8 protein-coding genes are annotated in these 12,308 nt (G+C 66.0%); 4 read left to right on the top strand and 4 right to left on the bottom strand.

The annotated features are described in order from the left end of the window. Positions 1-159 precede the first annotated feature (159 nt). Positions 160-984, bottom strand: a complete 825-nt coding sequence (locus BX592_RS20570) for a helix-turn-helix transcriptional regulator (protein WP_134194135.1) — start codon at positions 982-984, stop codon at positions 160-162. Between the two features lie 175 nt (positions 985-1,159). On the opposite strand from BX592_RS20570, the gene BX592_RS20565 reads away from it, so the two are divergent. Beyond that, a complete protein-coding gene (locus BX592_RS20565; RefSeq protein ID WP_134193923.1) occupies positions 1,160-1,912 on the top strand; it encodes a class I SAM-dependent methyltransferase in 753 nt (250 codons plus the stop codon). A gap of 103 nt (positions 1,913-2,015) precedes the next feature. Here the strand turns inward: BX592_RS20565 and ppc are convergent, their stop codons facing one another. Next, entirely contained in the window at positions 2,016-5,303 is a 3,288-nt protein-coding gene (gene ppc, locus BX592_RS20560) for a phosphoenolpyruvate carboxylase (protein WP_134193921.1), read from the bottom strand. A gap of 361 nt (positions 5,304-5,664) precedes the next feature. Here ppc and hemC point away from each other — a divergent pair, with 361 nt between their 5' ends. From hemC to BX592_RS20545, 3 genes are read left to right on the top strand one after another with little or no spacing between them, the layout of a single operon-like run. Further along, complete coding sequence (gene hemC / locus BX592_RS20555; protein WP_134193919.1) at positions 5,665-6,648, top strand: hydroxymethylbilane synthase; 984 nt, start codon at positions 5,665-5,667, stop codon at positions 6,646-6,648. Continuing rightward, entirely contained in the window at positions 6,648-8,774 is a 2,127-nt protein-coding gene (gene hemDX, locus BX592_RS20550; protein WP_134193917.1) for a fused uroporphyrinogen-III synthase HemD/membrane protein HemX, read from the top strand. Before hemC ends, hemDX begins: the two co-directional genes overlap by 1 nt. Before the next feature lie 2 nt (positions 8,775-8,776). Beyond that, complete coding sequence (locus BX592_RS20545; protein ID WP_134193915.1) at positions 8,777-9,967, top strand: heme biosynthesis protein HemY; 1,191 nt, start codon at positions 8,777-8,779, stop codon at positions 9,965-9,967. 80 nt (positions 9,968-10,047) lie between these two features. Here BX592_RS20545 and BX592_RS20540 read toward each other — a convergent pair whose 3' ends face one another. Together BX592_RS20540 and BX592_RS20535 are read right to left on the bottom strand one after the other, a co-directional pair. Next, positions 10,048-11,367, bottom strand: a complete 1,320-nt coding sequence (locus BX592_RS20540; protein WP_134193913.1) for an MFS transporter — start codon at positions 11,365-11,367, stop codon at positions 10,048-10,050. A 177-nt stretch (positions 11,368-11,544) separates the two neighbouring features. Further along, positions 11,545-12,303, bottom strand: coding sequence for an SDR family oxidoreductase (locus tag BX592_RS20535; RefSeq protein ID WP_134193911.1), 759 nt, complete (start codon positions 12,301-12,303; stop codon positions 11,545-11,547). Positions 12,304-12,308 lie beyond the last annotated feature (5 nt).

Genomic DNA, 12,308 nt, shown 5'->3' with positions numbered 1-12,308 from the left:
GCGGGTGAACGGGAAGCGGACGGCGGGGGCCGGACCGGCGATGCACCGGGTAAGACACGGACAACGCCGGTGCCGCGGCCGCGGGCCGGGGCTCGCAAGCGAAGACGCCGATTTTAACACCCGGCGCGTGCGCAAGCGCCTGCCGCGACGCACGTCGGCTTAGCGCTCACGCACCAGCACGATGAGCTTCAGGTCCTCGCGATGCGCAGGTTTGAACGTGATCTGGTCGTAAGCAATCCGCCCGTCGCGCGGATGCTCGAAATCACGCCGTCCGCCTTCGCGTTCGCCAACGTCTTGCGACGCCCAGAAGTGCGCGAATGCATCGCTTGCGCCGATCAGCACATCGATCAGCGCACGCGTCGGCGCGTCGTTCAGATGCCGGATCGAATCCGCGCGAAACTCGGCCGCCAGACGCCGCGCGCGCGATTCCCAGTCGACGATCAGCGCGCGCCCGACCGGTGACAGAAACGTGTAGCGCAGCAGGTTGCGGTCGTTGTCGCCGTCGAGCCAGCCGACGAACAGGTCGGCCGCGGGCGCGTTCCACGCGATCGCGTTCCATTGGCGGTCGAGCACGTAGGCGGGCGATTGCACGAGCTGCACGGTTTTCAGCAGCATCGCGGGCGTGTCGGCGCCGCCTGTGTCGGGCTCGGCCGGGTCGCGTTGCGCGGCGAGTTCGAACAGATACGCGCGCTCGGCGCGCGACAGTTGCAGTGCAACCGCGATCCGCGCAAGCGCATCGGGCGACGCGGACACCGGGCGGCCTTGCTCGATCCATGTGTACCAGGTCGGGCTCACGCCGCACAGCTGCGCGACTTCCTCGCGGCGCAGCCCGGGTGTGCGCCGCCGCGGGCCGGGCGGCAAGCCGACCGCGAGCGGCGACAGCCGTTCGCGGTGCGCGCGGATAAATTCGCCGAGCGCGCGGGCGGGTGTCGTATCGAGTGGCGGTGGAGCGTCGGGCGTGGCGTCGTCGGACGGCAGGGTCATGGTCGGTAGGCGGGTGTTGTTGATACCAGAATAGTTGCTTGCCTTGTACTGGTACAGACGGCGCTCTATTTTAACGATTCGGGCCACGTATGCGAATGCCACGCGATGTCGCCCGTCACAAACGCATCCGTTCAGACCACCGGACAACGACCTCGCACGGGCCAGGGAGTGAACCATGAGACATCAGGATCAGGTGACCGACGTATTCGGCCAGACCGCCGCGAACTATTTGACGAGCCACGTGCATGCAACCGGCAAGGACCTGCAGACGCTGGCAAAGCGGGTCGCGAATACACCGCAGGCGGTTGTGCTCGATATGGGCTGCGGCGCGGGCCACGCGAGCTTCGCGGTCGCGCCGCACGCGGCGACGGTGGTCGCGTACGATCTCGCGCGCCCGATGCTCGCGACGGTCGCCACCGCGGCGATCGATCGCGGCCTCGGCAATATCGTGACGCAGCAGGGCGCCGCGGAAAGCCTGCCGTTTGACGATGGCTCATTTGACTGGGTGATCAGCCGGTTCTCCGCGCACCATTGGCACGATGTGCGGCAGGCGCTCGCCGAAGCGCGCCGCGTACTGAAGCCGGGTGGCCGCGCACTCTTTATCGACATCGCGGGCACCGATCATCCGCTGCTCGATACGTATCTGCAGGCGGTGGAAGTGTTGCGCGACGGTTCGCATATCCGCGACTACCGCGCCGACGAATGGCTCGCGTTCTTTGCGCACGCGGGCTTTACCGCGAATCTGAGCGAGCGCTGGCGAATGCCGATCGAATTCGACGCATGGGTCACGCGGATGCGCACGCCGGCGCCGCGGGTGACGGCGATCCGCTCGCTGTGGGAAAACGCGCCGGACGAAGTCCGTCAATATTTCGCGGTGCAGGCGGATGGCTCATTCGAACTCGATGTGTTGATGATCGAAGCGCATTGAGTGCGCATCGCCAGAAAAAGAAAGGGCACGGGGTGCGATCCAGCCACCCCGTGCCCTCGCGGCACATCGAACGCCGCGACGAAGCGCGGCAGCAAACGAGTGCTTAGCCCGTATTACGCAATCCCGCCGCAATCCCGTTGATCGTCAAATGGATGCCGCGGCGCAAGCGCGTGTTCTTGTCGCCGGAGCGATGCCGCTTCAGCAATTCGACCTGCAGGTGGTTCAGCGGATCGAGATACGGGAAGCGGTTCTTGATCGAACGCGCAAGCAGCGGGTTGTCCGCGAGCCGTTCTTTCTTGCCGGTGATCTCCGACAGCACGTTCGAGGTGCGCTCCCATTCCGCGACGATCCGCTCGAACACGTGCTTGCGCACCTTCTTGTCTTCGACCAGTTGCGCGTAGCGCGACGCGACCGCCAGGTCGGTCTTCGCGAGCACCATGTCCATGTTCGACAGCAGATTCGAAAAGAACGGCCAGGTCTTGTGCATCTGGCGCAGCAGTTGCAAGCGTCGCGCGCGCTCGGTGTCGTTCGCCGACGCGTCGAGCCAGCCGCCGACCGCGCTGCCGAAGCCATACCAGCCGGTCAGCAGCAGCCGGCATTGACCCCACGAAAAGCCCCAGGGAATCGCGCGCAGATCTTCGATCTTGCGGTTCTTCGGATCCTGCAGCTTGCGCGACGCGGGCCGGCTGCCGATATTGAGTTCGGCGATCTCGGTGATCGGTGTCGACGCGAAGAAGTAGTCGACAAAACTGGGTGTTTCATAGACCAGCGCGCGGTACGCCTGCATCGCCGCATCCGACAGGTTCTGCATCGTTTCTTCGAATACCGGCAGTTGCGCGGGCAACGGGCCCGGCAACTGCGCGCGCGCGTCACCGTGCGGCGCCAGCGACGCTTCGAGCGTCGCGGCGATCACCGTCTCCAGATTGCGCCGGCCGATCTCCGGATTGCCGAACTTGCTGGCGATCACTTCGCCTTGCTCGGTCAGCCGGATTTGCCCGTCGACGGTGCCCGGCGGCTGCGACAGGATCGCCTGGTAGGTCGGGCCGCCACCGCGGCCGACCGTGCCGCCGCGGCCGTGGAACAGCCGCAGCGTCACGCCGCGATCGTTGAACAGCGACACGAGCGCAAGTTCCGCGCGATACAGCTCCCAGTTCGACGTGAGGAAGCCGCCGTCCTTGTTGCTGTCCGAGTAGCCGAGCATCACTTCCTGTTCATTGCCCTGATGCTCGATGATCGCCTCGATGCCCGGCAACGCCATCAGGTCGCGCATGATGTGCGACGCGTTGCGTAAATCGGGAATGGTCTCGAACAGCGGGATGACCATCAGGCCCGCGCGCGCCGGATCGTGCGCGGCGCCGAGCAGCCCCTGCAGCAGCCCGGTTTCCTTCTGCAGCAGCATCACTTCAATCAGGTCGCTGACCGTCTCGGTATGAGAAATGATGTAGTTGCGCACCGCGCGCGCGCCGAATTTCTCGCGGGTCACACGCGCGGCTTCAAGCACGCCGAGCTCGCTTTTGACGAGATCCGAATACCCGATGTACGGCGAGCGCAACAGCCGCGGCTGCGCGAGCTCCGCGAGCAGCACCTGCAGCTTGTCCGCTTCGGGCAGCGCCGCGTAGTCGTCGGCGACGCCCGCGCGTTGCAGCAGTTCGGCGATCACCGCTTCATGCACGTCGGAGCTCTGGCGCAGGTCGATCGACGCGAGATGAAAGCCGAATACCTCGGCCGCGCGCACGAGCGGCGACAGCCGCGGCGTCGCGAGCGACTCGCCGTGGTGTTGCGCGAGCGACTCGATCAGCACGTCGAGGTCGCGTACGAATTCGTCGGCGTCCGCGTAAGGTCGCGCGTCGCGGCTCGCCGGGCGCGTCGCGACGACGCCTTCGCCCAGCCGTTCGCGCGCGGTGGCCGCCATGCGCGCGTACACGCCGATCAGCGCGCGCCGGTACGGCTCGTCGACGCGATGCGGCGAGCGGTCCGGCGACGCGTCGGCAAGCGCCTTCAGCGTATCGCTGCTGCCGGCGAGCAGATACGACACTGCCAGTTCCGCGCCGAGTTCGTGAATTTCGTTCAGATAGTGCTCGAAGATCACGGACGCCTGGCGCGCGATCGCGAACTCGAGCGTTTCCGCGGTCACGTTCGGATTGCCGTCGCGGTCGCCGCCGATCCAGCTGCCCATCTGGAAAAACGCCGGCAGGCGCGACGCAAGACCGTGCTCGGCGAGCGCCGCTTCGATATCCGAATAGAGCGCGGGGATTTCGGCCAGGAACGTCGAGCGGTAGTACGACAGCGCGTTTTCGATTTCGTCGGCGACCGTCAGCCGCGAGTCGCGCAGCATCCGCGTCTGCCACAGCGACGTGACGCGGGCGCGCAGCAGCGCGTCGTTGGTCGCGTGTTCGCGCGCGGTGAGCGGCTGATCGCGTTCGGCGAGCAGCCGCGCGATGTCGCGCTGCGCATCGAGAATGCTCTTGCGCTGCACCTCGGTTGGGTGCGCGGTGAGCACGGGCACGATCAGCGCGTCGTCGAAGAACTGCTGCAGCACCGGCGTCGGCGCGGCGCCCGCGCTGTCGAGCCGCTCGAGCGCATGCGCGACGGTGCCCGGTTGCGACGACGAGCCGGCGAGCTCGTGAATCCGGCGTCGGCGGTTGTGATGGCGGTCTTCCGCGATATTCGCGAGATGTGAGAAATAGCTGAACGCGCGCACGACGGCGACCGTTTGCGCGGGGTTCAGCGCGCGCAGCTTCTTGTCGAGCGCTTGCGCGTCCGCGCTATCGTCCTCACGGCGAAAGCGCACGGCCGTCTGCCGGATCGTCTCGACGACTTCGAACACTTCATCGCCTTCCTGCTCGCGCAGCACATCGCCGAGCAGGCGGCCCAGATAACGGATGTCTTCGAAAAGCGGCTGGTCCTTGTCTTCGCGCGTGCGACCGTCTTTCGACGCGGTTCTCGCGACCGCCGCCGAATCGGCGCCGAGCACGCTGGCGCGCGCGGCCTGCCGCGGCTTCGCGAGGTTGGCGTCGGCGAGCGCCGCTGCCGGGCCGGCGTCGCCGTTCGCGACGACCTTGCTGCGCTTCGCTTTGTGGACCGTTTCCTGTTCGCCAGCGGCTTTACGGGCGGGGGTTTTGCCCGGTCTATCCGCCTTTGCGGACTTGACCGGTTTGGTGGCCTTGTCCGCTTTCTCGACGCGGGCGGCCTGAGTGATCCGTTGCGCTAAGGCTGCGCTTGCACCGTTGCCGGCCACGCGTTTGGCGGATAACGAGCCGGCGGCCGGTGCTCCAGCGGCCGGTGCTCCAGCGGCGGTGGACGGCGCCTCTGCGCGGGCGGCGGCATCCATGCCGCGTTCAGGCGATGCAGTATTGCGGCGCGCGTTGCGCGCCGATCCGGAAGACGTCACGATGGGTTTCCTCGGAAAGCCAGGGTCGATAAAGAGAAGAATTGCGATTTCGTGTGTTGCGTGGCCTCGGGCGCGAGCAGAGCCGCTCGTGTGCGATGGCTCGGCTGTTTGCCGTGATGCGGCTGCGCACTGCATCGCATCATCGCGCAGGCCGCGTCGCGACGCGCGAACGACCGTGCACGAGTATTGCGTAATTGAACTGGATCATGGTGGCCGATGCGCTCGCCGGCGCGAGCCGGGTGCGCTGTCTGCCTGGGTATCTGCGCTAGCCGGTCAGGCTGCGTGGCCCGGGCGGCGGACCTTGAAGCGCGTGCTAACATTGTTTGTTGTCGATCCCGTTATTCAATTTTTGCCTGAAGCGATGAACTCCGAGACGCCCTCAGCGACACCACCCAGCACGCTTGTGATCGCCTCGCGTGAAAGCAGGCTGGCAATGTGGCAGGCCGAACATGTGCGATGTGCGTTGCACAAATTATATCCATCCTGTGACGTCAGAATCCTCGGCATGACGACACGCGGCGATCAGATTCTCGATCGCACGCTATCGAAAGTCGGCGGCAAGGGTCTCTTCGTCAAGGAGCTCGAAACGGCGCTGGCCGATGGCCGCGCGGACCTCGCGGTGCATTCGCTGAAAGATGTGCCGATGGAATTGCCGCCCGGTTTTGCGTTGAGCACGATCCTCGAACGCGAGGACGCGCGCGATGCGTTCGTATCGAACAGCTACGACACGTTATCGGCGTTGCCGCCGGGCAGCGTGGTCGGCACGTCGAGCCTGCGGCGTGAAGCCTGTTTGCGCTCGCGCTATCCGGAGCTGATCGTGAAGCCGCTGCGCGGCAATCTCGATACGCGCCTCGCGAAGCTCGATCGCGGCGACTACGCGGCGATTATTCTCGCGGCGGCGGGGCTGAAGCGGCTGGGTCTCGTCGACCGCATCCGTGCACTGCTCGATCCGATCGACAGTTTGCCGTCGGCTGGGCAGGGCGCGCTCGGCATCGAGATCCGCGCGGATCGCGCCGAGCTTGCCGCGTGGCTCGCGCCGCTGCATCACGAACATACGGCGGCGGCCGTCGAAGCGGAGCGCGCGGTGTCGCGCGCATTGGGCGGCAGCTGTCAGGTGCCGCTTGCCGCGCACGCGGTCTGGCATGACGGCGCACTGCATCTGCGTGCGCTCGTCGCGACACCGGACGGTCAGCGCGTGCTGCACGCGCAGGGCTCATCGCCCGCGGCGACCGTCGAGCTCGCGATGGGCCTCGGCCGCGAAGTGGCGAGCGAGCTCGAAAGCCAGGGCGCGCTCGACATCGTGCGAGCCTTGAGCAGCGCGGATGGTTCCGCGGCCGGCGCGTAATGACGGCCGGGGCGCAAGATAACCATCACAGCGGGTCGTCGACGGACGGCGCGAGCGGCGCACCTCGCGACGCAGGCGGCGCGGCCAGCGGCGGTACGCAACACAGCGCACAGAACAACGCTGATGGCACGCGCGCGAACCGGCACGACCGTCTGACCGCGGTGCTCACGCGGCCGGCGGGCCAGTCCGGCGCATTGGCCGCGCAACTCGCCGAAGCGGGCGTGGCGAGCGTCGAATTTCCGCTGATCGACATCGCTCCGGCGACGGACGCGGCACCGCTCGACGCCGCGTTCGCCGCGCTCGCGAACTATGCGCTCGTCGTATTCGTGTCGCCGAACGCAATCGACGCCGCGTTCGCCCGCTTCAACGCGATCTGGCCGCATGCGCTGCCGATCGGCGTCGTCGGTCCGGGTAGCGTTGCGGCGCTGGCGCGGCATGGCGTCGCTTCGCCCGCGTATCAGGTGATCAGCCCGCCGTCGCATGCGGACGACGATAAGAATGGCAACGATGGCGCGCGCTTCGATTCCGAAGGGCTGTACGCGGCGCTCGAAACGACGCTCGGCGCGAACGCATTCGATCGCAAGCGTGTGTTGATCGTGCGCGGCGACGGCGGCCGCGAGTGGCTCGCCGACCGGTTGCGCGAAGCCGGCGCGCAAGTCGATGCAGTTGCCGCCTACCGGCGCATCGTGCCGGAGCCGTCGGTGCGCAGCTGGGAGCGGATTCACGCGCTGCTCGCCGGCGAGCCGCACGTGTGGGTCGTCACCAGCTCCGAAGGTGTGCGCAATCTGAGCGAGCTCGCCCGCGATCATCTGACCGTGAGCGAACAGGCTCAACTGAAGCACGCGCCGTTCGTCGCGCCCCACCCACGCATCGCGGAAACCGCGCGGGCATTGGGTTTTGATAGCATTACGGTGTCCGGCGCGGGCGACGAACGTATCGTCCGCGCGCTGCTGTCCGCCGTCACGCCTTCCGAAGTTCAACCGGTTCAGACCAACCCGGCTCAAGCACGCATGACTGATTCGACCGCATCCACGAACCCTTCCACGCCGGCCGGTGCCCGACCGCTGCCGCCGAACCAGCCGTTTACGCCGTTCGAGGCGCAGCAGCCGCGTCGCCGCGGCGGAACGGGGCTGCTGTGGTTGGTCATCGTCATCGTGCTGTGTGCGGCGGTGGCGGGCGGCCTCGCGCTGAATCGCAAGCTGATCCGGCTCGATCAGGAATTGACCAAACGCCAGCAGATCAACGACGCGACAACCGGCGAATTGCGGGTCAAGACCGAGCAGGCGCTCGCGACCGTGCGCGGCGTCGATACGCAGATGGCGCAGCTCGAAGGCAAGCTCGCCGACGCGCAGAACGCGCAACAGGCGCTGCAACAGCAATATGCGGATCTCGCGCGCAACCGCGACGACTGGACGATGGCCGAAGTCGGCCAGACGCTGTCGAGCGCGAGCGAGCAGTTGCAACTGACCGGCAACACGCAGCTCGCGCTGTTTGCGCTGCAAAGCGCCGATGCGCGCCTTGCCGCGTCGGACAGCCCGCAGGCGCTCGCGGTGCGCAAGGCGATCGGCGCGGACATCGAAAAACTGAAGGCTGCGCCGTCGACCGATCTGACCGGCCTCGCGATCAAGCTAGATAACGCGATCGAAATGGTCGACGTGCTGCCGCTCGCCGGCGAGGCGCCGATCGCTCATGCCACGCCGCATGCGACGCCGCCCGCCAACACCGACAAGGTCGCGGCAGCAACCGGCGAGCCGCGCTGGAAAGTGTGGTGGCATGGCTTCGTGTCCGGCATCGGTGAGCAACTGGCGAGCCTCGTCAGTGTGCGCCGCATCGACAATGCGGATGCGATGATGGTCGCGCCCGACCAGGGCTACTTCCTGCGCGAGAACCTGAAGCTGCGGCTGTTGTCCGCCCGTCTTGCGCTGCTCTCGCGCAACGAGGCGACGCTGCGTTCGGATTTGCAGGCGGCCGACGCGGCGCTCGCGCATTACTTCGACGCGTCGTCGAAGAATACGCAGACGGTTCGGGCGCTCGTGAAGGAGGTCAACGACGCGTCGGGCGCAGTCCAGGTGCCGAATCTCGACACCAGCCTGCAAGCGGTTCATCAATACCGTAGCCGGAGTTGACGATGGCGCTTCGAGGACTCCTGTGGCTTGCGTTCCTGTTTGTGATCGCGGTGGTGTTCGCGCTGGCGGGGCGCTTCGATACCGGGCAGGTGCTGCTCGTGTATCCGCCGTATCGCGTCGATATTTCGCTGAACCTGTTCATCATCGCGCTGGTTGTCGTATTTATCGTGCTGTATGCGCTCGCGCGCCTCGTCCGCAATATCTGGCGCATGCCGCAGCGTGTCGCCGCGTATCGCGCACGCACGCGCGTCGCCAAAGCGCATGCGGCGCTGCGCGATGCAATCGGCAATCTGTATGCGGGGCGCTTCTCGCGCGCGGAAAAGGCGGCGCGCGACTCGCTCGCGCATGACGCGAACCAGGGCGCGGCCGGGTTGATCGCGGCGAATGCCGCGCACCGCATGCATGAATATGCGCGCCGCGACGAATGGCTCGCGAAGATCGATGCAACCGACTGGCAGGACGCACGACTGATGGCGACCGCCGATATGCGCGCGGACGGCCGCGACGCGGACGGTGCGCTCGCCGCGCTGCTCGAGATGCAATCGCAGGGCGGACGGCGCATTCACGCGCAGCAGATCGCGTTGCGCGCGCAGCAGCAACTGAAGAACTGGGGCGAAGTGCTAAAGCTCGTGAAATCGCTGGAGAAGCGCGAAGCGATTCATCCGGCGGTCGCGGTGCGGCTGCGGCAGCTAGCCGCCGAGAACCTGTTGCGCGACCGGCGCCACAACGCGGACGCACTGCTCGAACTGTGGAATTCGCTGTCGCCGGCCGAGCGGCATTCGCCGCGTCTCGCCGATCTCGCCGCGGAACTCCTGATCGCGCTGAACCGGCCGCAGGATGCGCGGAAGATTGTCGAAGAGGCGCTCGCGCAGAACTGGGACGCGCGGCTGCTGCGCCGCTATCCGGATACGGCGGGCGGCGATGCGCTGCCGCTCATTCAGAAGGCCGAAGGATGGCAGAAGGAACGGCCGGACGACGCTGATCTGATGTTCGCGCTTGGCCGGTTGTGCTTGCATCAGCAGCTGTGGGGCAAAGCGCAGTCGTTCCTCGAAGCGGCGCTGAAGCTTGCCGATAACGAGACATTGAAAATCCGTTCGCATCGCGCGCTCGCGCGCCTGCACGAGCAACTGGGCGACACCGCGAAGGCCAGCGAGCACTATCGCGAGAGCGCGCTCGCGATGAATATCGTTTGAGCGTGACGTAACGGGTTTGGCGAAGCGGGGCGGCGGGCGCGATGCGTTGCCACTCCGCTTCGGCGAATCGCTTGCTCTATCTACCTGTTCACCAGCCGCGCCGGCACGCTGACTGCCAGCAGTCCGCCGAGTACCATAAACGCGGCGAGCAGATACATCCCCGCATCGTTGGCCGCGGTCGCCTGCTTCAGCCAGCCGACCGCATACGGGCCAAGAAACCCCGCGAGATTGCCGATCGAATTAATCATCGCGATGCCGGCCGCCGCGCCGGTGCCGGCGAGAAACGCGGTCGGCAAACTCCAGAACAGCGGCAGCGTGGTCAGGATGCCCATCGTCGCGAGCGTCAGCGATGCCATCGCGAGCAGCGTGCTATGCGCCCACACTACCGACAACACGAGTCCGAGTGCGCCCGCGAAGGCCGGTATCGCGACGTGCCAGCGTCGCTCGCGGGCGCGGTCCGCGCTGCGCGACACCAGCACCATCGCGACCACCGCGGCCGCGAACGGAATCGCGGACAACAGGCCGATCGCGAACGCGTCGGCGACGCCGGTCGCCTTGATGATCGTCGGCAGCCAGAAGCTCACGCCGTACAGGCCGATCACGAACGAGAAGTAGATCAGGCTCATCAGCCATACGCGCGGGCTCGCGAGCACCTGGCGGATCGGCGGGTCTTCTTTGGTCGCGTCTTCGGCATCGATATTGCGCTGGAGCAACTGGCGCTCTTCGTCGGTCAGCCATGCGGCTTTGCCGATCCGGTCGTCAAGCACGAGAAACACCACGATGCCGACGATGATGGACGGTATGCCTTCGAGCAGGAACAGCCACTGCCAGCCGTGCCAGCCGTTCACGCCGTCGAACGCTTTCAGGATAAAGCCGGAGATCGGACCGCCAATCACGCCCGATAGCGCGATTGCGGTCATGAACCAGGTCGTCATCCGGCCGCGCCGGTGCGCGGGATACCAATACGTCAGGTACAAAATGATGCCGGGGAAAAAGCCCGCTTCGGCGACGCCGAGCAGAAAGCGCATCACGTAGAACATTGTCGGCGTGGTGACGAACATCGTCAGCGCGGAGATGATGCCCCACGACACCATGATCCGCGCGATCCACACACGTGCGCCGACGCGATGGAGGATTACGTTGCTCGGAATCTCGAAGATGAAATAGCCGATAAAGAAGATGCCGGCGCCGAAGCCGTACACGGTGTCGCTCAGGCTGAGGTCAGTCTGCATCTGCAGTTTCGCGAAGCCGACATTCACGCGGTCGAGATACGCGACCACATAGCAGAGCATCAGCAGCGGTGTGAGACGCCACGCAACTTTCCGGTAGGTCGCTTCTTCGAAACTGGATGGCGGCGCGCCCGCGCCGGATGGATGAAGCGGATTCGCTGGACTGGCCATCGTGTCTCCTCATTATTCTGGAAAGGTAGGTACCGCCGATCGCGATTCTAGTCCCGCTTCACGCAATAGAAGTTATTTGAAAGCGTGGGGAAAACACTGAGCAGGCGCGCGCGCCTGCTCACGCGGCGCGCCCGGTGTGTTGCGCGCGCAGACGCCGTATGCGATTACATCGCAGGTCTAAACGCAGCGCCCGCCGTCCACTTCCAGACACGCGCCGGTGATGAACTCCGCGTCATCCGATGCGAGATACAGACAGGCGTTCGCGACATCCTGCGGTGTCGAAAAGCGCCCAAGCGGAATGGTCGCGAGGAAGCGCTGACGGTTGGCCGGCGTGTCTTCGACGCCCATGAACGCGGACAGCAGCCCGGTCTCGCCGATCACCGGGTTCACGCAGTTCACGCGAATGTGGTCCGGGCCGAGCTCGACTGCGAGCGACTTGCTCGCGACGATCACCGCGCCTTTGCTGCCGTTGTACCAGACGAGGCCAGGCCTCGGACGGATGCCGGCGGTCGACGCGATATTGATAAACACGCCGCCACCGCACTTGCGGAAATATGGAACGAACGCCCGCGCGCTCCAGTAGATGCTTTTGACGTTCACCGCATAGACGCGATCGAACTCGGCTTCGGTGACGTCGAGTACCGGCTTGTTGCGATGCGTGGTGCCCGCGTTATTGACGACGATCTGCACGCTGCCGAAGTCTTCGAGCGCCGCTTGCAGCAACTGGTTCCAGTCGCCGCTGCGCGTGACGTCGCCGGCGAGCGCGATTGCCTTGCCGCCGGCGAGCGCGATTTCGCTGGCGACGCGCTCGGCCGCCGCGCCGTTCAGGTCGTTGACGACGACGTTGGCGCCTTCGCGCGCGTAGGTTTTGGCAATGCCTTCGCCGAAGCCTGAGCCTGCACCCGTGACGACGGCGGTTTTATTTTTCAGCCGCATGATGT

The sequence above is a fragment of the Paraburkholderia rhizosphaerae genome, from assembly GCF_004366595.1.
Taxonomy (GTDB): Bacteria; Pseudomonadota; Gammaproteobacteria; order Burkholderiales; family Burkholderiaceae; genus Paraburkholderia; species Paraburkholderia rhizosphaerae.
Note: the sequence above shows the minus strand (reverse complement) of the source record. Positions and strands in the feature narration are given on the sequence as shown.